Annotated in this window: 17 protein-coding genes; 8 read left to right on the top strand and 9 right to left on the bottom strand. The window is 61.5% G+C overall.

The window, feature by feature from the left end; genetic code table 11:
* Positions 1-78 precede the first annotated feature (78 nt).
* Both EDD78_RS01525 and EDD78_RS01520 read left to right on the top strand, forming a co-directional pair.
* A complete protein-coding gene (locus EDD78_RS01525) occupies positions 79-894 on the top strand; it encodes a histidinol-phosphatase HisJ family protein (protein WP_132083649.1) in 816 nt (271 codons plus the stop codon).
* An 844-nt stretch (positions 895-1,738) separates the two neighbouring features.
* Entirely contained in the window at positions 1,739-2,032 is a 294-nt protein-coding gene (locus EDD78_RS01520; protein ID WP_079698240.1) for a DUF6809 family protein, read from the top strand.
* A 67-nt stretch (positions 2,033-2,099) separates the two neighbouring features.
* On the opposite strand, the gene EDD78_RS01515 is transcribed toward EDD78_RS01520, so the two are convergent.
* Complete coding sequence (locus EDD78_RS01515; protein WP_132083647.1) at positions 2,100-3,389, bottom strand: hypothetical protein; 1,290 nt, start codon at positions 3,387-3,389, stop codon at positions 2,100-2,102.
* 282 nt (positions 3,390-3,671) lie between these two features.
* A complete protein-coding gene (locus EDD78_RS01510; protein WP_079700389.1) occupies positions 3,672-3,959 on the bottom strand; it encodes a helix-turn-helix domain-containing protein in 288 nt (95 codons plus the stop codon).
* 162 nt (positions 3,960-4,121) lie between these two features.
* On the opposite strand from EDD78_RS01510, the gene EDD78_RS01505 reads away from it, so the two are divergent.
* Entirely contained in the window at positions 4,122-4,664 is a 543-nt protein-coding gene (locus EDD78_RS01505; RefSeq protein ID WP_132083645.1) for a hypothetical protein, read from the top strand.
* A 76-nt stretch (positions 4,665-4,740) separates the two neighbouring features.
* On the opposite strand, the gene EDD78_RS01500 is transcribed toward EDD78_RS01505, so the two are convergent.
* Positions 4,741-6,510: an N-acetylmuramoyl-L-alanine amidase gene (locus EDD78_RS01500; RefSeq protein WP_165873061.1), complete on the bottom strand. Its 1,770-nt coding sequence runs from the start codon at positions 6,508-6,510 to the stop codon at positions 4,741-4,743.
* A gap of 201 nt (positions 6,511-6,711) precedes the next feature.
* On the opposite strand from EDD78_RS01500, the gene EDD78_RS01495 reads away from it, so the two are divergent.
* Positions 6,712-7,782 (top strand): branched-chain amino acid aminotransferase, encoded by a 1,071-nt coding sequence (locus tag EDD78_RS01495; protein ID WP_132083641.1) that lies wholly within the window; start codon positions 6,712-6,714, stop codon positions 7,780-7,782.
* Between the two features lie 151 nt (positions 7,783-7,933).
* Here EDD78_RS01495 and EDD78_RS01490 read toward each other — a convergent pair whose 3' ends face one another.
* From EDD78_RS01490 to EDD78_RS01480, 3 genes are all read right to left on the bottom strand, one after another.
* On the bottom strand, positions 7,934-8,206 hold the full coding sequence (locus EDD78_RS01490) for a metal-sensing transcriptional repressor (RefSeq protein WP_079700385.1): 273 nt from the start codon (positions 8,204-8,206) through the stop codon (positions 7,934-7,936).
* 87 nt (positions 8,207-8,293) lie between these two features.
* Entirely contained in the window at positions 8,294-10,840 is a 2,547-nt protein-coding gene (locus EDD78_RS01485) for a heavy metal translocating P-type ATPase (RefSeq protein WP_132083639.1), read from the bottom strand.
* A 107-nt stretch (positions 10,841-10,947) separates the two neighbouring features.
* Positions 10,948-11,625 carry a TVP38/TMEM64 family protein gene (locus EDD78_RS01480; protein WP_079700520.1) on the bottom strand — a complete coding sequence of 226 codons (678 nt, stop codon included), beginning with the start codon at positions 11,623-11,625 and terminating at the stop codon, positions 10,948-10,950.
* A 147-nt stretch (positions 11,626-11,772) separates the two neighbouring features.
* Here EDD78_RS01480 and EDD78_RS01475 point away from each other — a divergent pair, with 147 nt between their 5' ends.
* Positions 11,773-13,104, top strand: coding sequence for an HAD-IIB family hydrolase (locus tag EDD78_RS01475; protein ID WP_132083637.1), 1,332 nt, complete (start codon positions 11,773-11,775; stop codon positions 13,102-13,104).
* On the opposite strand, the gene EDD78_RS01470 is transcribed toward EDD78_RS01475, so the two are convergent.
* The gene (locus EDD78_RS01470; RefSeq protein WP_165873060.1) at positions 13,101-14,381 is read right to left on the bottom strand and encodes a D-alanyl-D-alanine carboxypeptidase family protein; all 1,281 of its coding nucleotides are present in this window, start codon (positions 14,379-14,381) and stop codon (positions 13,101-13,103) included. The genes EDD78_RS01475 and EDD78_RS01470 overlap by 4 nt on opposite strands.
* A gap of 95 nt (positions 14,382-14,476) precedes the next feature.
* On the opposite strand from EDD78_RS01470, the gene EDD78_RS01465 reads away from it, so the two are divergent.
* Positions 14,477-15,166 carry a M15 family metallopeptidase gene (locus EDD78_RS01465; protein WP_132083633.1) on the top strand — a complete coding sequence of 230 codons (690 nt, stop codon included), beginning with the start codon at positions 14,477-14,479 and terminating at the stop codon, positions 15,164-15,166.
* 39 nt (positions 15,167-15,205) lie between these two features.
* Here the strand turns inward: EDD78_RS01465 and EDD78_RS01460 are convergent, their stop codons facing one another.
* Positions 15,206-16,243: an aldose epimerase family protein gene (locus tag EDD78_RS01460; protein WP_132083631.1), complete on the bottom strand. Its 1,038-nt coding sequence runs from the start codon at positions 16,241-16,243 to the stop codon at positions 15,206-15,208.
* A 190-nt stretch (positions 16,244-16,433) separates the two neighbouring features.
* Here EDD78_RS01460 and EDD78_RS13880 point away from each other — a divergent pair, with 190 nt between their 5' ends.
* On the top strand, positions 16,434-16,610 hold the full coding sequence (locus EDD78_RS13880; protein WP_165873059.1) for a ribbon-helix-helix domain-containing protein: 177 nt from the start codon (positions 16,434-16,436) through the stop codon (positions 16,608-16,610).
* 503 nt (positions 16,611-17,113) lie between these two features.
* Positions 17,114-17,416 carry a DUF6809 family protein gene (locus tag EDD78_RS01450; protein WP_132083629.1) on the top strand — a complete coding sequence of 101 codons (303 nt, stop codon included), beginning with the start codon at positions 17,114-17,116 and terminating at the stop codon, positions 17,414-17,416.
* 396 nt (positions 17,417-17,812) lie between these two features.
* On the opposite strand, the gene EDD78_RS01445 is transcribed toward EDD78_RS01450, so the two are convergent.
* Positions 17,813-20,473, bottom strand: a complete 2,661-nt coding sequence (locus tag EDD78_RS01445) for a cation-translocating P-type ATPase (protein WP_132083627.1) — start codon at positions 20,471-20,473, stop codon at positions 17,813-17,815.
* Positions 20,474-21,245: the final 772 nt, after the last annotated feature.

Raw genomic sequence — 21,245 nt, 5'->3', positions numbered from 1 at the left:
CCAGAAATTATTTTACACCCCTCATTTTCTGTGCTATGATGAAATCAGAAATTTACAGCGTCTTTTGGAGGGACTCATATGCTCAATATATTTGATAGCCATTCCCATTCGGACAACTCCCCCGACGGGCATCATTCGGTGACCTACCTCTGCGAGCAGGCGGTGGAGAAGGGCCTGATGGGGCTGTGCATCACCGACCACTGCGACATCGACATCTACAAACGGGACAACTTCGAGCTGCGCATGATCAACTCGAACTTCGAGGTGCGCAAGGCCCAGCTCTTCTTCGGCGACCGGCTCATGCTCACCGCCGGGATCGAGCTCGGCCAGCCGCTGTTCGATCCGGCTCTGGCCGAGCGGGCGCTCGGGCTGCTCAACTACGACTTTGTCCTCGGCTCGGTCCACGTCACCCGCGGCTGGCCCGACTACTACGAGGTCAGCTACAAGGGCCGCCCCATCGAGGAGGTCAACGCGGCGATGGATGCCTACTTCGGCGAGGTGCTCGAAACCGCCAAAAAGGCCGACTTCGACTCCCTGGCCCATCTGACCTATCCGATCCGCTACATCTCGGGGCGGGACGGGATCGAGGTGGATCTCCGGCGCTGGGACGATTTGATCGACGAAATCCTGCGCACGCTGATTGCCCGCGGCAAGGGGCTGGAGCTCAACGTGGCGGGGCTCCACAACGGCTGGGGCCAGCTCTGCCCGCCGAAGGAAATCTTTGCGCGCTACCGGGAGCTGGGCGGCGAGATCGTCACCCTCGGCTCGGACTCCCACCTCGCGCAGGACCTCGGGGTCGGGATCGCAGAGGGGATGGAAGTGCTCCAGTCGTGCGGCTTTCAGTATTTCGCCTTTTATAAGAAGCGCCAGGCGCGCATGCTTGGAATAAGGTAAATGGGGCTGTCCGCCCCAAACCCCGAGGTCTTTTCTTTGTTTGAAAGAAAAGACCCAAAAGAAGCAAACAAAGGAGGGGACACCCCTCCTTTGAGACCACCCCACGCGCGACCACGCGCGGACTATACACACTTTGCGCCCGCCGCAAAATGCGAAGCCCCGCTCCGGAAAACCGGAGCGGGGCTTTTTGCCCGCGAAGGCAATGGATCACAACAACGATGGTGCCCTTTCCCGCGAAGGAGGTATTCCTCGCAGGTGCCCCCTTCGGGTTAATTTCTGGTTTCCAAAGGACTAAGTCCTTTGGCGGGTGCGGGCGGCGCCCGCGGCCTTTCCGGTTAGCTGCCACTCGCGGCCATAAAAGCCCCCTCAGATCAGGAAGGGGAGCAAAAACCTTCCAGTGGAAGGTTTTTGCGTGGGGAAACCCTATCAAGGGGTTTCCCCATGGCAGCAGAGCCGCCCTCTCCGCGCTCCCTTTCCTGAATTCGCCTTTTTTCTTGCTTTTTCCTGCCTGCCGTGCTACAATGTTCTTACAGGGGTTTCCCCTTAAAAAGAATAGCCATGGCAGGCATAATGTGTTACGAGCACATTACGCCCTGCATGAGGTGAGGCACCACCCCATACAACCGGTATCCCGGCACCACGACTGATGCCATTATAACACATTCTTTTCCCTTTGGAAAGAACAGTGTTTATACCGGTTTCCTTGCGACCAGAGCGCATGGATGGGGTTTTCCCCTCCATGCGCTTTTCTTTATGCGCCCCGCAAGGGGCTGGGGTGGCGGGATTCCTACGCTCCGCCACCCCAGGGAGGCCCCTGACCAAATTCGGTCAGGGGGGTATCATCATGGGAGAAGTATTATTAAACCTTTATTACGGAAAACATCCCTTTTATTCTTGGAAGACAGAGGATGAGCAATATATCATCCTGGAGCGTGAGAGCTCGTACCGGGAGCTGTTTTTAAAAACCAGCCTCCCGGATGACAAGCAAGAAGAGCTGATTGACTATCTTAACGTCCACCAGGAGCGGGACATCTATGTCGAAGAGCTCATCTTTAAAAAAGCCTTCGCCCTGGGGCAGCGCGTCATGTACGAATCCCTTTCCTGCTCCGGCGAGGAAGCTCCCGAATACGACGACTAAAAAGGCCTCCCCGATCGGGGAGGCCTTTTTCCGGAGCCGCTCATGAGAGGCAAAGCGCCCCTTTGCTTTATTCCTGGTAAGTGAATATCTTGAGCTTGGGGGCGGTGACGTGCACCCGCTCGCTGGGCTTGCCGTCCTTGTGGTTGTAGTACCACACGTCGCCCATTTCCCACAGGCCGTTCGGGTCGTTTAGGCCGAAGCTCGCCGGGAAGTTGGCGGGATTCGAGAGGTTGGCGCTGCTCAGGGCGTAGCGCTGGACGTTGACGGCTTTGGGCGGGGCCTCCGTGCCATAGGCGTTGGAGGGACCGTCAAACCAGCGGCAGTCGGTCAGGCTGCTCGCTGCGGTGGTGCAGCCCACGATGCCGCCGGTGTAGGTGGCTTGTCCGCCGCTGATCGCGCAGACGCCGTAGCAGTACCTGACCGAGCCCACCAGGTTTTGGACCAGACCTGCCTGATGGGATGCCGCCGCCTTTCCGTAGGCATAGCAATCCGTCACCAGGCTTCCATTTTGTACCAGGCCGCAAAGAACGCCGGCATGGCCGGAAGAGGCGGTGACCGAGACATTGGCGTAGCACTGGGAGAGCGTCGCGCCCGGCCGGCCGTCGCCGACGATGCCTCCGCCGAAGGCATCCGAGGAGGTGAAGGCATAGGGGGTCTCGATGGCCAGACGTTGGATGGTGGCCTTTTCCACATAGCCGAAGAGACCCGACGAGTCCGAGGCGGCGATGCTCATATTCCTCACCCAATGTCCGTCCCCGTCATAGGTTCCGTTAAAACGGGTCGCGAAGCTGCCGATGGGGGTCCAGAGGCTGGTGCCCTGCTCGGCCTCGACGTCGATGTCCCGCACCTGTAAGAAGGATTGCCCTTTGCCGAGATGGTTTGGGCTGTTGATGTGCTGCAGCTGTGCGGCGCTCGCCACCTGGTACGGGTCGGCCGCCGTGCCCTTCCCCACGTAGAACGCGCCCGCCGTCCCGGCCGGACACCCGCAGCTCGGCGGGATGGCGAGGGGCGTGTCCACCCCCGCCTCCCGGTCCAGCCCCTCCCGTCCCGGAAGGACGTGGCCGGTCACCCGCAGGGTGTATTCCGGCAGCCCGGACGGGTCGTAGGCGAAGGGGAGATAGATATCGCTCCTGTCTCCGCTGGCGCTCACCCCGGCGCGGAAGACCTCGGCGCCGTCCTCCAGGACGGAAAAGGTGTACCGCTCGGTGCGCGGCGACGGGGTGAAGGGGATCTGCACCCCGTAGCTCCCGGCCTCCCCCAGCTCCACCTGCACCGTGGCGGCGGCCGCTGCCGGAGTCGGAAAGAGGGCGGCAAGGCAGCAGGAAACCAGCAGCCAGGCAAGGGACCTTACTTTCATCGAATATGCTCCTTTCGCGCGGGAAGGCCCATGGCTGACAACGGCCCGGTTATCCAATATAGACACAGATAGAATGACCGTTAGTATAGGCAGCCAGGGGCCATCCCGGCCGCGGGTCCGCGCAAAAAAGCGCCGGTTGGCTTGAAAAAGCAGGAAGAATAGGATATAATTAGGACAAGGTTTCAAAAAACAGGAAATTTTATCGGGGTTTTTCCCGCGAACAGACGAAAAAAAGACCCATAGCTGCCTATGCTACGGGTCTTTTTCTTTTGCCTCATTCTGTCAGCGCATGTCGTTGATGATCTGTTGCAGGTGGGCGATTTTTTCCACGCTCAATCCCGTCACCTCGAGGTAGCAGCGGTCGCCGCTGCTGCGGTTGTCCAGCCCCAGGATATAGTCGGTGGAGACGTTGAAAACGGTCGAAATCTTTACCAGCATGTCGATGGAGGGCAGGATATTGCCGTTTTCCCAATTGCTCACGCTCTGTTTCGAGACCCCCAGCCGGCCGGCCAGCTCAACCTGGCTTAGGTCCTGGGATTTGCGCAAAAGCCGGATGCGTTCTGGAAACATGTCGTTCCTCCCCGCCGCCCGCGGGCGGCTGACTAAAATACAGGAAAAGCAACGCTTCCCTTGGTATTAGGATATGATATCTTGATACTAAAATAAAAATACTTAGTATTGTAAAAATGGACAGATTCTGTTATAATAGGTCAAAAAAGGGGGAAAGGGATTTTGTGCTCAGAAAAACACGCTATCATCCGCTATGAGACGCTCAAACGAAGACTTGCCGCCTGCCAGAAGCTATCCCGCCGCCTCTGTGGAGAGATGGACGCCCTGCGCCGGGAGGGGCAGCTGCATGAACCGCTCTATTTTGGCGAATGCCCGCCTCCCGGACTCTCGCCCGCCGGGAAGGTGGAGAAAGCCGCCCGGATCGGCAACGGGCTTTATTTTGTGCGCGCGCGGGGGGAAAAATTCCTGGCGGTGCACGACAGCCTGGCCGAGCGGTACCTGACCGCCATGGCGGCCGAGCTGGGGGAGTGGGAAGCGGACTATTGGTTTTATACCCCGCTCTCCTGCGCGGTGCCGGTCAGCGAGCTGAGCGGCTGCCTGCCCGAGCTGGCGCGGCGGGTCCAGAGCCGCGAGAGCCTCTGGCGCACCCTGCATCTCTATTTTCCCGGCTACACCGGGTTTTATAACGACATCTACGCCGGCGGCAGTCCGATCCCAAACCCGGACGTGGCGCCCTTGCAGTTTTTCGGGGAGTGGGAGGTCTGAATGCCCTCCGCCCCAGGACGCAAAACGGCCCCCGCTCAAGGAATATCCTTGAGCGGGGGCCGGCTTTCTTTGGCGGTCAGGAGAGGTAATGGATCAGGCCGTCGCCGATGGCGTTGGCCATGTTGAAAATGCCCCGGCGGCTGCACAGGTCGTCGTATTCGGCGGGGTTGGTCAAGAAGCCCATCTCGACCAGCACGCTGGGGGCCAAGGTCTGGAGCGTCACCTTGTAGTTCGAGTACTTCGCCCCGCGCGAGGCCCGCCCGGTGTTTTCCACCACGCTGTTTAAGATGGTGGAGGCGAAGGCCTTGGAGATGTCCTCGTAATAATAAATTTCCACCCCGTTGGGCTTGAGCCCATTGAGATTGGTGGCTATACTGTTGCAGTGCAGCGAGAGGTAGAAATCGGCCAGCGCGTCCTGCGCGGGCTGCATGCGGTCGTTAAAGCTCTCCTTCCTGTCCTCGGGGCGCATCATCAGCACCCGCGCTCCCAGCGACTCGAGCCGCTTTTGCACGGCGAGGGCCGTGTCGTAGGTGATGTCCTTTTCCACCGGGCCCTGATCGGCGCTGATCCCGAAGGCGCCCGAATCGGTGCCGCCGTGCCCGGCGTCGAGCGCCACGGTGATCCCGCTCAGCGGCTGGCTGCCGCCCGAGAGGGCGGGCCGGTACTTGCAGGTGATGACGGTGTCTCCATCTTCATAGGAGACGAGATACCCCCAGAGCGGGGCGCCGCTGCGCAGAAACTCCAGGGTGGTGTTCCCGTTTTGCTCCGTGACCTTGACCTTGGAGAAGAGCTCGCTCCCGGACGCGTCGATATTCTCCACTCCGGTGGTGTGGAAGAGCTTGACATAGAGCTTTTCGCCGGTCTGGTAGGCGGTAAAGAGCGGGGCGCCGGTACCGGAGAGGACGAAGCGCTCGCTGCCGGCGTCCTGCGAGAAGCTCACATCCGAGACGCGGTTCCTGTACTCCCCGCCGCCGGTCAGCGGGCGGGCCGACTCCATCGGAATCCAGCCGCCCATCCCGAGCTTGTACATGGTGTCCCCAATCTCGCTGACGTAGTCCACCCCGCCCTTTTTGGCGGTGGTCACGAAGTTGCTGGTCTTGGACTCCTCGGCAAAGACCGAGGCCGAGGTGTCCTTCACCTCGACGAGCAGGGTGTCCCCCTTGCCGACCGCGAAAAGGCTCCCCTCGCTCTGGTAGGAGGTGGTGTTCCCCCCAAACTCCATCGTATAGGTCACCTGCCCGAGCTCCTCGGTCCCCGAGGCGGAAGGGATCTTATACTCCGCCGTGAAGGAGGCGGGCACCCCCTCCCGGGCCTTGGCCTTCTGCTTCATTTGGATGGTTTTCCCGCCCACGCTGGCGGTGACGGCGGCCCCGGCGGGCGCGGTGCAGCGCAGGGTGGCGGTGCTGCCGCTCGTCAGCGCCACGTCGTACAGCGGGGTCATATAGGTGATGGTCTCGATCAGCGAGACCTCTTCCTGCAGCCCGCTGCCCCGGTTGATGGTCACGGTGGCGCTCTGCGCGCCGTTTTGGAAGGTGAAAACGTTCTCCCCCATCGCGAGGGGCACATAGGCGCCGAAGCTGCCGCTCTTGCCGCGGCCTTCGACCTCTTCGCCGTTTAGGGTGAGGGGCTGCTGCGGGTCGGAGTTTCCGGTGAGATAATAGTTTTCGGCGCTGGTGCCGATGTCCTTCGCGGGCCGGGTGATTTGCAGCTGCTGCGGCACCGCGGTGCTCACATGGCTGGTGATCGCCTCGAAGTCGTTATACTCTGCCCCGGCGCTCAGCGTCAGCCCCGAGAACAGGGCGAGGGCCAGCACCATGCAGCCGGCTTTCTTTAGGATTGTTTTCATCCGCAGCCTCCTGATATTTTTGTGGATGGTCGTTTGCACCCATCTTATCATAAATTCGCGCCGAAGTTACAAATAAACTGTAAATTCGGCCTGGCAGAATATGGCGGTGATATAATTTCTCATTGCATTTTGCGCGGTGAGGTGCTAAAATTTAATGAAATGAAACGGCTGATAAATATTAATTATAGAAGGGTGAGGAACATGTACGACGTCAAGGTGGAGCGCACCAGCGCTCCCAAGCAGAAGCCGCTCGACGAGAGCAAGCTGGGTTTTGGCACCATTTTCACCGATCACATGCTGATGATTGAATATGACAAGGGCCAGGGCTGGCACGACGCGCGAATCGTACCCTATGGGCCGATCGCCATGGACCCGGCGGCCATGTGCCTGCACTATGGGCAGGAGATTTTCGAGGGGATGAAGGCCTACCGCGGGGACGACGGCAGCGTCTACCTCTTCAGGCCCCAGGAAAATTTCAAGCGTCTCAATTCCTCCTGCGAGCGGATGTGCATCCCGCAGATGGACGAGGAGCTGCTGCTCGAGAGCCTCAAGATGCTCGTGGAGCTGGACAGCGGCTGGATCCCGGCCGCCAAGGATTCCTCGCTCTATATCCGGCCCTTCATCATCGCCACCGAGCCCAAGCTCGGGGTCAAGTCCTCGGACAGCTACCTGTACATGGTGCTGCTCTCCCCCTCCGGGCCGTACTACCCGAGCGGGCTGGACCCGGTGAAGATCTACGTCGAGCAGAGCTACGTGCGCTCGGTGCGCGGCGGCACCGGCATGGTCAAGACCGGCGGCAACTACGCCGCCGCCCTCAAGGCGCAGGACGAGGCGCATGAGCAGGATTACTCCCAGGTGCTCTGGCTCGACGGCGTCGAGCGCAAGTACATCGAGGAGGTCGGGGCGATGAACATGTTCTTCGTCCTGGGCGACGAGGTGGTCACCCCGGCGCTGCTGGGCAGCATCCTGCCCGGGATCACCCGCAAGTCGGTCATCGAGATGCTGCGCTCCTGGGGCATGAAGGTCAGCGAGCGGCGCATTTCGATCGACGAGGTCGCCGAAGCCTACAAAAACGGCCAGCTCAAGGAGGCCTTCGGCACCGGCACCGCAGCGGTTATCTCCCCGGTGGGCGAGCTCAAGCACGGGGACCTGGTGATGACCATCAACGGCGGCAAGATCGGGCCGGTCAGCCAGCGCCTCTACGACGCCCTCACCGCCATCCAGTGGGGACGCGCCGAGGATCCGTTCGGCTGGAGAGTCAAGGTAAAATAAGAAATGTAAAAAGCTCCCACCCAATGGGTGGGAGCTTTTTTAATTGTGTGCACCAGCCCTTCCCCGCGAAAGGAGCGCGTTTCTTTTCTTCCGGGAGGGGGTTGACGCTGCGCTCTCTGTAAACATTCTTATGTGCGCTCCCGGGGGCTTTTTATTTCGTAAGCTTGCCGATCACCTCGACGAGCTCCTCGATTTTTTGATCCTTCTCCCGCTCGTCCCCGCACATCGCCGCGCCGCGCACGCAGCTTTCCAGGTGGGCGCGCAGGATCTCCCCGTTGGCCTTGCGCAGGATCGCCTGGGCCGCCATGATCTGGGTGGAGATGTCGATACAGTACTGGTCCTCCTCAATCATGCGCAGCACCCCTTCGATCTGCCCTCTGGCGGTCTTGAGCAGGCGGGTCACACATTCCCTGTCCGCTTTCATTGTGACGGTCCTTCCTTTCAGCCTTTATTTCTTTATGGGATATTTGCGCCGGTTCCGGCTTTCCCGGAATGGCGGTCATCAGACCACCTATTCGGCCTCGATCGAGACAACGGCGTATCCCGCCCCGGTCACCGCGGCCTTGAGCGTCTCGTCCGGTACGTCGTGTTCCAGCGTCAGGTGGGCGCATTTGCCCTCCAGGTCCACCGTGGCGCGCACGCCCCCGATGGCGTTCAGCGCCTTCTGTACATGGCTCTGGCAGTGGGCGCACATCATCCCGTCGATCATCATCTTTTTCTTCATTTGCCGATTCCCTCTTTCCACTGTTTCAGTATGGTTTTCCGGTTCTTCCGGTATCGGTTTCGCCACATGCGCTTTACGCTTCCAAAAGCGCAGGCGCAGGGCGTTGGAAACTACACAAACCGAGCTCAGGCTCATCGCCGCCGCCCCGAACATCGGGCTGAGCCTGAGGCCCAGCAGGGGATAGAAAGCCCCGGCCGCGAGCGGGATGCCGACGGCGTTATAGAAGAAGGCCCAGAACAGGTTCTGGCGCACGTTGCGGATCACCGAGCGGCTCAGCTGGAAGGCCCCCACCGCGTCGAGCAGGTCGCTGTGCATGAGCACCACGTCGGCCGATTCGATGGCGATGTCCGTCCCCGCGCCGATGGCGATCCCCACGTCGGCCCGCGCCAGGGCAGGCGCGTCGTTGATCCCGTCGCCGATCATGGCGACTTTGCGGCCCTGCGACTGCAGCTGCCGGACCTTCTGCTCCTTGTCCTGGGGCAGCACCTCGGCCAGGGCCTCGTCGATCCCGAGCTGCCGGCGGATGGCCTCGGCGGTGCGGCGGTTGTCCCCGGTGAGCATGATCACCCGCAGCCCCATCGCCTGCAGCTCCCGGACAGCTTGCTTGCTGGTCGGCTTGATGATGTCCGCCACGGCGACGACGCCCAGCATCTCCTCCCCGCAGGAGAAGTAAAGCGGGGTCTTCCCGCTCGCGGAGAGCCTCTCGCAGTCCGCGTCAAAGGCGGCGGTATCCACCCCCGCATGCTCCATCATCCGGCGGTTGCCCCCGTGCAGGAGCCGCCCTTCGATTTTAGCCTTGACCCCTTCGCCCTCGACCGTCTCAAACTCTCCGGCCGCTGCAGGCGGCAGGGAGCGCCTGGCGGCCTCCCCCACGATCGCGAGCCCCAGCGGATGGCCGCTTGGGGACTCCAGGCTCGCGGCCAGTCGCAGCAGCTCCTCCTCTTCCACGCCCGGTGCGGGCAGCAGGTCGGTCACCTGCGGACGGCCCTCGGTGACGGTCCCGGTCTTGTCCAGCACCACCGTGTCGATGGCGTGGGCGGTCTCCAGCGCCTCGGCAGACTTGTATAGGATTCCGTTTTGCGCGCCCTTTCCGGTGCCGACCATGATGGCCGTCGGGGTGGCGAGCCCCAGCGCGCAGGGGCAGGAGATCACCAGCACCGCGATCCCGGTCGAGAGCGCGAAGGCAAAGCTCTCTCCCAGCAGCAGCCAGACGGCGGCGGACAGCAGGGCGATGGCGATCACCACCGGCACGAACACCCCGCTGACCTTGTCGGCCAGGCTTTGGATCGGCGCCTTGGAGCCGCCCGCCTCCTCGACCAGCCTGATGATCTGCGAAAGGGTGGTGTCCTCACCGACCTTCTGCGCCGTAAATCGGAGGTAGCCCGACTTGCTGACCGAGGCGCCGGTCACCGGGTCCCCAACCCTCTTTTCGACGGGCAGGCTCTCGCCGGTGATGGCGCTCTCGTCCACCGCGGCGGCGCCCTCGATCACCGTCCCGTCCACCGGGATACGCTCCCCGGCGCGGACCACCACCACATCCCCCACCGCGACCTGCTCGATGGGCAGCTCAACCTCCCGCCCGTCGCGCAGCACCGTCGCGACCTTGGGAGCCAGGGCGATCAGCTGGCGGATGGCGTCGCCGGTCTTGCCCTTGCTCTTGGCCTCCATGTACTTGCCCACCGTGATGAGCGTCAGAATCATCGATGCTGATTCGAAGTAGAGATCCATCGCGTACTGGTGCACCAGGGCCGAGTCGCCATGCCCGAGCCCGTAGCCGATCCGGTAGATGGCCCACACTCCATAGATCACCGAGGCCGCCGAACCGATGGCGATCAGGGAGTCCATATTCGGGCTTCCATGGAACAGGGTTTTAAAGCCCACAATGTAATACTTGCGGTTGACGTACATCACCGGCAGCACCAGCAAAAACTGGGTGAAGGCGAACGCCAGCGCGTTCTCGCCGCCCGTCAGGAAGGATGGCAGCGGCAGGCCCATCATATGACCCATCGAGATATAAAAGAGCGGTAATAAAAAGGCAATCGAAACCATCAGCCGCCGCTTCATCTGCCGCAGCTCGCCGGGCGCGCCGCTCACCGGCGGGGGCTGCTCCCCCGCCGGGGCCGCCCCGTGCGGCGCGGCCCCGTAGCCCGCCTTTTGCACCGCCCCTATGATCTGCGCCCCGGTAAGGGCGTTTTGATCATATTCCACCGTCATGCTGTTTTGCAGCAGGTTGACGTTTACCCCGCTTACCCCCTGAAGCCCCCGCACCGCTTTCTCCACATGGGCGCTGCAGGCGCTGCAGGTCATCCCCGTGACGTCGTATTTCTCCTTCATGTCCCGCCTCCTATCCCCCACCCCCGTGGGGTATCTGGCAATAATATACTCCTTCCGTATAGAATTGTCAAGTGGGAACGTCAAGCGGTCCGGGAAATCCCGGACCGCTATTGGTGTTTTTTAAGATAAACCCGGTAGAGCAGCAGCGATCCCACCGAGAGCAGCACCGTCGCCCCGGCGGAGAGAAGGAAGCCGGGCGAGGTGGGCTCGGTGATGTGCTCGCCCAAAAAGGTGGCGGCCAGCATGGTGGGGCAAAGCCCCAGCAGCGACCCGACGAGGTATTTGTCAAAGCGCATCCCGGTCGAGCCGAGAAACATGCTTACAATGTCCCCGGGCAGCAGGTTGATCACCCGCAGAAAGTAGGCGAGGAAAAGTTCGTTCGAGCTTTGCAGCTCCCGCAGCCTCGCGGCCTTTTGATAACGGCTCATCAGCCTATCCATGTATTCCTGCCCCGCCAGCCGCCCGAGCAGGTAGGGCAATGTGGCGCAGACGCACAGCCCGCACAGGTTGACCAAAATTGCGACCGGCGGCGGGAAGAGCACTCCGGCGCTCGCGTAGAGCGCCAGAAGCGGAAAGACCACCGAAAGAGATTTGACTGCATAGGCGCCCACCAGCACCAAGGCGGCCAGCAGCAGATTTTGCGGGGTATAGCGCAGAATGTCCTCGACCGTAATTTTGTCGAGATTTTGCCCAAAGAAGAGAATGACCAAAAGAATCAGAAGCAAGGGGAGCGCTTTCGCCCCCGCCAGCAGCCGGTCCACCCACTTTTGCCGTTTGTTGTCCATTCCTTCGCCTCCCCGCCGGAAATCCTTTCCTCTATTTTACAACAGGCTGTCAAGAAGCGCACCTTCTTTTCCAGCAAAGGATTTTATGTTATAATCTTCCTGGCGATCCAAAATCGCCGCAAGTCAGGGCAGAGGAGGGGGAATCGTTTGCCGAAAATCGGGCTTCGGATCATCAAATCCGCCGTGGCGGTGTTTTTATGCTTCGTTGTCTATGAGCTGCGCGGCGAAGTGGGAATCCCTTTCTATTCGGCCATCGCCGCCATCCTCTGTATGCAGCCTTACGTCGGCAGCAGCAAGAAAGTTGCCCTCAACCGGGTGATCGCCACCTTCCTCGGGGGACTGAGCGGGATGCTCGTGCTGCTGCTGGTGCAGAACACCGTCTTCTCGGGGCTGACGCTGCTGCGCTATTTTGTCATCTCGGCTTGCATCGTGCCGCTGATCTACATCACGGTGCTCTGCAAGAAGCCTTCGGCCTCCTACATCACCTGCGTGGTGTTTCTGAGCGTCACCGTCTCGCACGGGATGGACGTAAACCCTTATGCCTTCGCCGTCAGCCGGATTTTGGATACCCTGATCGGGATCGGGGTCTCGCTGGGGGTAAACGCCTTCCACCTGCCTCACCACAAAAACCGCGACCTGCTCTTCGTGTGCGACCTGGACGGCACCCTGCTGCACAGCGACGGGGCGCTCGGCTCCTATGAGAAGGTCCGGCTGCAGAGCCTGCTGCGCGAGGGGGCGAAGATCACCTTGGCCACCGCGCGCACCCCGGCCACCATCGTCCCCCTGCTCGAAGGGGTGGAGATGAGGCTACCGGTGATCGCGATGAACGGCGCCATCCTCTACGACCTGCGCGAACGAAAATATCTCGGCCTCACCGTCATCCCGCCCGCGCACGCCCAGGCGGTCTGGACGCTGTTTGACGGGGAAGGGGTCAACTGCTTCGCCCACACGGTGGTAAACGACCATCTGCAAATCTATTATACCGCCCTTCGCAACCCGGCCGAGGAAGCGTTCTATCAGCGCCGGCGGACGCTCCCACTCAAGAGCTATCTCTGCGCGCCGCTGCCGCCGGGTCAGGAGGTGCTGAGCTTCACGGTGATCGACACGAGAGAAGCCGTCGAGCGTCTGCACGCGGCGCTCGAATCGCTGCCCTGCGGCGATTCGCTGAGCATCGTGCACTATCCCGGCAGTGAATATGAGGGTTACTACTTTCTCGAAATCTCCAGCGCGGCCGCCTCCAAGGCCCGGGCGCTCGCAAAGCTAAAGGAGCAGCTCGGCTGCCGCGCGGCCGTCGCCTTCGGGGACAGCCTAAACGACATCCCCATGCTGCTCTGCGCCGACCACGGCTTCGCGGTGGAAAACGCCCAGCCCGAGGTCAAGGCGGCCGCGGGCCACCAGATCGGCCCGAACGACTCGGACGCGGTCGTCAAGACCATCGCACGGCTCTTCCACTCCCGCAGCTTCCTCTCGCGCGGCTAACGCCCCAGGCGCTGCTCGCGCAGCCGCCGCCTGCGGCGGCGACGGCGCAGAACCTGGACCCGGCGCAGAACCAGCAGCAGGATCAGTAAAAGCACCGCCAGGGTGGGAATCCAATGAATTTTGGATCCCGCAGGTTCCTTTTCTTCCTGCGGTGCGGATTGCGCCGCCGAGAGCACCGGGCGGTACTGCACCGGCAGGGTATAGAGCGGCTCGTCCGCGCCCGGCAGGGAGAAGGTGACGCGCACGCCGGGGTCCTCCCCGTCGGCCGCCCGCCCGGGCGCGTCGCACTGAAGGAGGAGCGATTCCTTGGCGGTACCTTTGGGAACGGCGAGGCGCACCTCTCCCGCAAGATCGGGCACCAGGGTCCCGGCCTGCTCCTCCCCGCTGTAAAGCGGCAGCTCGGGCAGGGGGAGCTCGGCGGCGGCGAAGGAGACGGGCTCAAAGTTTTCAAAACAGTAGTCGAACAGCTTGGTCGAGTCCTTATATTTCTCCCACTGAGTCTTGGTGTTCAGCGCCACGCAGATCAGTTCGAGGCCGCCCCGGTGCGCCACTGTGACGATGGTGTGGTGGCTCTCGGGCGTCCAGCCGAGCTTTCCTCCGTCGGCCCCCTCGTAGTAATAGGCCGACTCGACGATCATGTGGTGATAGGTGCCGAAGTTGCGCTCCTCCGGCTGCTTGTTGGTCGGGCCCATCTTGTATTCGATTGAACCGAACACCTCGCGAAAGCCCGGGACGGTGAGCGCCCAGCGCGTCAGCAGCGCCATGTCGTAGGCGGTGGTGTAGTGCTGCGGGTCGTACAGCCCGTTGGCGTTGACGAAGTTGGTGTTTTGGGCCCCCAGCTCTTTGGCCTTGCCGTTCATCATCCGGATGAATTTCTCCAGCGTGCCGCCCGCGTTTTCGGCCACGGCGTTGGCCGCATCGTTGGCCGAGGCGAGCATGGCCGCGTGGGTCATGTCATTTAAGGAGACCTCCTCGCCGGGGGTCAAAGCGATATGGGTGCTGTCCCGGTCCACCGAGAAGACCGCCTCGTCGGTCAGGGTGATCCGCTCATCAGGGTCGTGCCCCTCGAGCCCCAGCGCGACGGTCAGCACCTTGGTGATGCTCGCCGGGTACTCCCGCTTGTCCGGATTGCGCGCGGCCAGCACCTGGCCGCTCTGCGCGTCCATCACCACATAGGCGTCCGAGGTCAGCTCCCCCTGCGGCAGCGCCGCCCCCGACGCGGGCACGGCAAGCAGCAATATCCCGATCAGGCAAAAAGCCGGTATGAATCGTTTCATTCCCTCTCTCCCGTCAAATTTTTTCATATCCTTTATGATAACATAAATCCATGACTATTTTTTGAATAATCCCATCCCGGAAAGAAGGTTTTTTCTTGGCGAGATTGATTGTTCCCCTGCTGCTGGCGCTTTCCCTGTGCGCCTGTACTGCCAAGGAGGCGCAGGCCGTGCCCGAGCCCTCCTCCAGCGCGGCCCCGGCCCAGGTAGAGGCCGTGTTTCAAAGCGAGCCCATCCCACAGGCGGTCCGCCAAAAAATGATTGGCGTCTCCTGGGTGGAAAACGAGCATGTCGGCCTTGACGACCTCTCGCTTTGCACCCTGACCTATCATGGCTTCGACGGTGATACCCACACCGGCCAGATGGTGGTCAACGCCGCGGTGGCCGACGACGTGACCGCCATCTTTAAAGAGCTCTATGAGGCGGAGTATCCCATTGAGAAGATATGTCTGATCGACGACTACGGCGCGAGCGACGAGGCCTCGATGGCGGACAACAACTCCTCGGCCTTCTGCTACCGGGTGATCGACGGCACGCAGTACATCTCCAACCACGCGCTCGGGCTGGCGGTGGACATCAACCCGCTGCAAAACCCCTATGTGCGCGGGGATAACGTCCAGCCCGAGGCGGGCAGGGACTACCTCGACCGGGACAACGTGCGCCCCGGGATGATCGTACCGGGGGACGCGTGCTATAACGCCTTCCTCTCCCGCGGCTGGACCTGGGGCGGGGAATGGACCTCCCCCAGCCCGACCGACTACCAGCACTTTGAAAAGGCGCTGGAGTAAAAACCGGCCCCTGCTTTGAGCAGGGGCCGGTTTTTGTTATCATACGGTGTCGAACCGGTAGACGGTGATGTGGTGGTACTCCTCCCCAGCGCGCAGGACGGGGGAGGGGAAGTTTTCCCGCTCCATCGCGTTGGGATAGCACTGGGTCTCCAGGCAGAAGGCGCAGCGCGGCGCGCAGGGCTCGCCCGTCATGGTGTGCGCCGCGGGGGTGAGGAAGTTGGCGGTGTAGAGCTGCACCCCCGGCAGGGTGGTGCTCGCCGTCATCCGCCGCCCGCTCTGCGGGTCGCGCACCTCGGCAAACCGGCGCAGCCCCTCCCCCGGGATCACGAAGTTGTGGTCATACCCGCTCCCCAGGCGCAGCTGCTCATCGTCCGCGCCGATGTCCTGCCCGAGCGGTTTGCCCGAGCGAAAGTCGAAGGGCGTGCCCTCCACCGGGCGCAGCTCGCCGGTGGGCAGCAGGGCACCGTCCACCGGGGTATAGTAGCCGGCGTCCATGCGCAGGACGTGCCCAAGGGCGCTGCCGCCCCCGGCGAGATTGAAATAGCTGTGGTTGGTAAGGTTTACCACCGTGTCCCGGTCGCTGACGGCCCGGTAGTCGATCACCAGCTCGTTTTGATCGGTGAAGGAATAGGTCACGGTCAGATCGAGATTGCCCGGGTAATGCTCCTCCCCGTCGGGTGAGACCCGGCGCAGCACCAGTGCGCCCTCCTCCACCCGGCTGTCGTAGACAAACTGGTCAAAGCCGCGCCGCCCGCCGTGGATGTGGTTCTCCCCCTCGTTTTGGCACAGGCGGTATTCCTTGCCATTCAGGGTGAAGCGCGCGTGTCCCAGCCGGTTGGCGCACCTGCCCACGATCGCCCCGAAGAGGGTACCGCTGTGTTCGTACTCCTCCAGGGTGGCGTGGCCGAGCACCACATTTCCGGGCACCCCCTGGCGGTCGGGCACGAAGAGGGCGCGCACCCGGCAGCCATAGTCGAGGATTTCAGCGTAAGCGCCCGAGGCGTTGGTCAACGTGTAGAGCTTGACCGGCTCCCCGGCCCCGGTATGCCCAAAGGGCTTGGAGGTGATCTGCGCCATAAAAACCCGCTCCTTAAATTACAAATCGTATATTTTGTGGTTATTACTACTGATATGCTTCTATTTTAGCACAGCGGAATGGGGGTTGTCCATCAAAACAGGCACTGGCATCCTACTGTTTTTATACGAAACGCTTGACTTTGGAACTTCTTAAGTGTATACTTAAGAAGTTCCAAAGTGAGGTGATAATTTGGGAGCAAAGAAAATGGGTCGGCCAACTGACAATCCCAAGCCGCATCAAATGACTGTAAAATTCGATAACGAATGCAAGGAAATCATCGACCGCTACAGCGAACAAGAAAACGTCTCCAAGATGGAGACGGTAAGACGAGGGGTTAAAAAGTTGAAAAGCGACCTCAAAAAATGAAGGAAGCGGCACCTCTCTCACAAAGACAGCACCGCTTTCCTACACACAGCTCCGGGCCCGCCTTGCGCTCTCTGCCTTTGTAGAGAGCGCAAATTTTGTCTACACTGAAAATTTTTATAAATAAACCTCGACTTTTCGTCATGCAACTACTATTGTATAGTTGGCGGACAAGAAAAAGGGGGTGAGCAAGTGTCCCCAAAAAAGAAGATGGGTCGTCCACCTTCGGACAATCCCTTGAGCGAGCGGCTTTACGTACGTGTGGACAAAAAGACCCGAGAAACGCTGGACGAATGCACAGCGATCCTTGGCGCCACCCGTTCTGAGATCATTCGCCGGGGAATCAATAAGGTGTTTGACGACCTCAAAAAATGAAGGAAGCGGCGCGCCCCCATCAAGACGCACGCCACTTCCCCACACACAGCCCCCGAAAGGAAGACTGCGTAAATATTTTACCATACGCGGTTTCTCCTTTCAAGGGGCGTGTACAAGAAAGGAGTAGAATGATGAAAAGTGCATTAGAAGAATTGGCCCACAGCAACTTTTCCCCCGAGGGTCGCAGATACAAGGGCGACTCCCTCTACAAGAAGGCCGTTTCCAAAGACCTTGAAAGCGAAAAGAGGCTGCGCGACCGTCTGGATGAGGAGCAAATCCGGTTACTCAACGAGTATTGCGACACACAAAACGAGCTCGATTATTTGAGCGACATAGACAATTTTGTCTACGGCTTCGTTTCCGGCGTGCGCATAATGATCGAGGTGTTCCAGGATAGCAGTCCCATCACCGGTGCAAGGATTTTGGACGATTAGCAAACAGCCGCTGCGGGAGTTTCCGCAGCGGCTGAACTTTTCTGCTGTTTGAAGAGATCGTTTTTGAGGGCACCCCCTCTTGGGGTTTCCCTCTCGAACCTCCACTGGAGGTTCGATTCACCTTCCCCGCGCTTAGTAGTCTTGCAGGACGCGGGCTGAGCACTTCCGGACCCATATGCCGGTTTCTTTCGCGAATCGGGAGCGGCGGCTCGCCGCCCCCGCGCTTCGCTGGCGCTGAAGGTCGCGGGCTCTGCCCGCACCCGCCAAGAGGGCGTCGCCCCCTTGGAACCCTCTTATTCAGGACGCGGGCTGAATATTGCCGCCTTGTAAAGGAGTCCTTTCGCGAATTGGGAGCGGCACCCTGCCGCCGCGGGCCGAGCATGGCCGCCTCGCACGCTAGTCCTTTCGCGTATAGGGGGCGGCACCCTGCCGCCGCTGCCGCCGCTGCCGGAGTGAGAGCACGATCCCCGACACCAGCGGCACCGCCGCACAGTAGCACGCCACCGTCAGCAGCTGCTTCCCAGTCAGCGCCACCGTTAAAAAGACCGATGAGAAGAAAGGATTATACAGCGTAAAGTACATCATCACCGCCGACACGGCCACCGCCAGCACCAGCATGGGATTGTCAAACGGATTGATCGAAAAGAGACCCTTCTCCTCGCTCTTGCACTCGAACACGTGGATCAGCTGGGTCGCCACCAGCGTCAACAGCGCGCCCGAACGGGCGACGATCAGATCGCCGCTCGAATTGAGCAGCGAGACGAACACCGCCAGCGTCGTGATCCCGATCAGCAGCCCGCGCAGGATGATGGTTCCCGCCAGACCGTGCGAGAAAACCGATTCATTTGCCCCGCGCGGCGGACGGTCCATCACGTTCTTTTGCGGGGGCTCCAGCCCCAGCGCCACGGCCGGAAGACCGTCGGTGGCGAGGTTGATCAGCAAAATCTGGATGGGCAGCAGTGGGATCGGCATCCCCATGAGCATGGCGAAGAACATGGTCACCACCTCGCCGATGTTGCAGGAGAGCAGGTAGCGGATGAACTTGCGGATGTTCTGATAGATCACCCGGCCCTCCTCCACCGCCGCGACCAGGGTGGCGAAGTTGTCGTCGAGCAGGATGACCGAGGCGGCCTCCTTGGTCACGTCGGTACCGGTCAGCCCCATCGAAACGCCGATGTCCGCCTCCTTGACCGCCGGGGCGTCGTTTACCCCGTCCCCGGTCATGGCCACGATGTTCCCCTGCGCCTTGAAGGCGCGCACGATCCGCAGCTTATGCGCCGGGGTCACCCGCGCAAAGACCGAGATTCGGGACAGCTCCTGCGCGAGGCGGTCATCATCCATCCCGTCGAGCTCCTGCCCGGTCACGATCAGATCGCCCTCCCGCCAGATTTCCAGCTGTTGGGCGATCGCCCGCGCGGTCACCGCATGGTCCCCGGTGATCATCACCGGCTTGATCCCGGCGCGGCGGCACTTCTTCACCGCGTCGAACGCCTCGCGGCGCGGCGGGTCCAGAAGCCCGCACAGCCCCACGAAGATCATCCCCGACTCCTGCACCCCCGCGCCTCCCGGCGCCGGGAGGTAGGCAAAGCCGAGTACGCGCAGCGCGTCGGAGGCCATCTGGTTGTTATAGCTTAAAATCGTCTGCTTCATGAAGGGGCTCAGCGGCTTGACCCCGCCGCGCGTCAGGCAGCGGTTACACTTGGAAAGCAGGATGTCCGGCGCGCCCTTGCAAAGCAGGAAGCGCTCGCCGCTCTGCCGCGCGGCGATCACCGACATCATTTTACGGGTGGAATCGAAGGGAATTTCCCGCTCCACGCGGAAGCCCAGCTTCTCCCGTGTCAGCCCCGCCTTGGCCGCCATGACCAGCAGCGCCGCCTCGGTCGGCTCGCCCACCACCTCGAAGGCGGCCCGCAGGCCGCGCAGACCGCCGAAGCCCGCTTTCCGCTTGCTTAAGCTCGCATTGTTACAGACCACCGCGATGTCCAGCAGCATATTGACCGCCGTATCCGCCGTGGGGTCTACCTTATGGCCGCCGCTTTGGAATTCCCCGGCGCGCTCCAGCCCGTTTCCGGTCACGGTGAGCGTGTTGTCATAGGTGCGCACCAGCTTGACGGTCATCCGGTTTTCGGTCAGGGTCCCGGTCTTATCCGAGCAGATCACATTGGCGCAGCCGAGCGTTTCCACCGCGGGCAGGCGGCGGATCAGGGCGTTGCGCTTGACCATGCGGCCGACCGAGAGGGCCAGCGCGATGGTGACGATGGCGGGCAGCCCCTCGGGCACGGCCGCCACCGAGAGGGAAATCCCGGTGAGGATCATATCGAACACCGGCTCGCCGCGCAAAATACCGGTCGCCGCGACCACGGCGCAGATCAGCAGGCACCCGATCCCGATATACTTGCCCAGCTGCGCCAGGCGTTTTTGCAGCGGGGTGGTCCCGGTCTCGATCGAGCCGAGCATGCCGGCGATCTTGCCCATCTCGGTATCCGCGCCGGTGGCGTCGATCCGGCAAACCGCCTTGCCCTTGGTGGCGAGCGTGCCCATATAGACCCGGCCGTTTTTATCGGCCGCGCTGCGGGGCGGCGCTTTTTCCACATTGTCCGACTCGCCCGAAAGCATGGATTCGTCGCACATCAGGCCGTTGGAGGAGAGGATCACCCCGTCGGCGGGAATCCGGTCCCCGGCCTCGAGTTGCACGACGTCGCCGGGCACGATGAGCCTTGCCTCAAGCTGCTGCACCTGCCCGTCCCGGATGACGCGGGCGGTGGGCGCGGCCAGCTCGCCCAGGCGCTCCAGGGTACGCTCGGTTTTAAACTCCTGGATAAATCCCAAAACGGCGTTGAGCAGCACGATGGCGATGATGGTCAGCGCCTCGGTGGTTTCGCCCATGAGCACCGAAAGGACGGTGGACGCCAGCAGGATCAGGATCATCACGTCCTTGAACTGGCCGACGAAAATCTGGGCGGCGCCTGTTTTCTTATGCGCTTTCAGCTTATTTTCTCCGTACTGTGCGAGCAGGCGCTTGGCCTGCTGCTCGCTTAAGCCCCGGTATTCCTCCATATTGTTCTCCCAATCCCTTCTTGCGCTTTTTGCAGGCGCGTGCAGACACGCTCTGCCTGTCCGTTGCTATGTTTATTCAAACCTCATCCCCATTATGCGGGCGGCAGCGGGGCGCTGCGGCCGATTCGCGAATGAACTTGTGGTAGGTGCGGCAATGCTCAGCCCGCGTCCTGAATTTGGGGAAAGGGCTAAACAAAAAACGCAGTGGACTATCCACTGCGTTTTTCTGTAATGCGTAAAACTGGGGTTCCAAGGGGGCGACGCCTCCTTGGTAGGTGTCCAGCGGGCAAAGCCTGCTGGCCGCTCCCCGCAGGGAGCGGAACACTTTAGCGCCAGCGAAGCGCAGGGCGGCGAGCCGCCGCCCCCGATTCGCGAAAGGGCTCATGTGCGTGCGGCAATGCTCAGCCCGCGTCCTCCAAGACGTTCAGGCGCAGGGAGGGGAGGCAAACCTTCCAGTGGAAGGTTTGACGGGGAACCCCCAAGAGGGGGTGCCCCAAAGCGGCGAGCCGCCGCCACCGATTCGCGAAAGAACTAGTGTGCGTGCGGCAATGCTCAGCCCGCGTCCTCCAAGACGTTCAGGCGCAGGGAGGGGAGGCAAACCTTCCAGTGGAAGGTTTGACGGGGAACCCCCAAGAGGGGGTGCCCCCAAAGCGGCGAGCCGCCGCCCCCGATTCGCGAAAGAGCTAGTGCGCGTACGGCAATGCTCAGCCCGCGTCCTCCAAGACGTTCAGGCGCGGTAAGGGGTGAACCCCCAAAAGGGATTACACCAAAT

Origin of the sequence: Harryflintia acetispora, from assembly GCA_004340125.1 — a bacterium.
Lineage (GTDB): Bacteria > Bacillota > Clostridia > Oscillospirales > Ruminococcaceae > Harryflintia > Harryflintia acetispora.
This window is presented reverse-complemented; position numbering and strand designations above follow the sequence as displayed.

What these genes read in the sequence shown, in the direction of transcription:
- EDD78_RS01515 (WP_132083647.1), bottom strand. Translation starts at nt 3,389, where the DNA reads ATGAAAGTAAGGTCCCTTGCCTGGCTGCTGGTTTCCTGCTGCCTTGCC.
- EDD78_RS01460 (WP_132083631.1), bottom strand. Translation starts at nt 16,243, where the DNA reads ATGGCGCAGATCACCTCCAAGCCCTTTGGGCATACCGGGGCCGGGGAG.
- EDD78_RS01500 (WP_165873061.1), bottom strand. Translation starts at nt 6,510, where the DNA reads ATGAAAACAATCCTAAAGAAAGCCGGCTGCATGGTGCTGGCCCTCGCC.
- EDD78_RS01490 (WP_079700385.1), bottom strand. Translation starts at nt 8,206, where the DNA reads ATGAAAGCGGACAGGGAATGTGTGACCCGCCTGCTCAAGACCGCCAGA.
- EDD78_RS01520 (WP_079698240.1), top strand. Translation starts at nt 1,739, where the DNA reads ATGGGAGAAGTATTATTAAACCTTTATTACGGAAAACATCCCTTTTAT.
- EDD78_RS01485 (WP_132083639.1), bottom strand. Translation starts at nt 10,840, where the DNA reads ATGAAGGAGAAATACGACGTCACGGGGATGACCTGCAGCGCCTGCAGC.
- EDD78_RS01450 (WP_132083629.1), top strand. Translation starts at nt 17,114, where the DNA reads ATGAAAAGTGCATTAGAAGAATTGGCCCACAGCAACTTTTCCCCCGAG.
- EDD78_RS01445 (WP_132083627.1), bottom strand. Translation starts at nt 20,473, where the DNA reads ATGGAGGAATACCGGGGCTTAAGCGAGCAGCAGGCCAAGCGCCTGCTC.
- EDD78_RS01495 (WP_132083641.1), top strand. Translation starts at nt 6,712, where the DNA reads ATGTACGACGTCAAGGTGGAGCGCACCAGCGCTCCCAAGCAGAAGCCG.
- EDD78_RS01510 (WP_079700389.1), bottom strand. Translation starts at nt 3,959, where the DNA reads ATGTTTCCAGAACGCATCCGGCTTTTGCGCAAATCCCAGGACCTAAGC.
- EDD78_RS01480 (WP_079700520.1), bottom strand. Translation starts at nt 11,625, where the DNA reads ATGGACAACAAACGGCAAAAGTGGGTGGACCGGCTGCTGGCGGGGGCG.
- EDD78_RS01525 (WP_132083649.1), top strand. Translation starts at nt 79, where the DNA reads ATGCTCAATATATTTGATAGCCATTCCCATTCGGACAACTCCCCCGAC.
- EDD78_RS01470 (WP_165873060.1), bottom strand. Translation starts at nt 14,381, where the DNA reads ATGAAACGATTCATACCGGCTTTTTGCCTGATCGGGATATTGCTGCTT.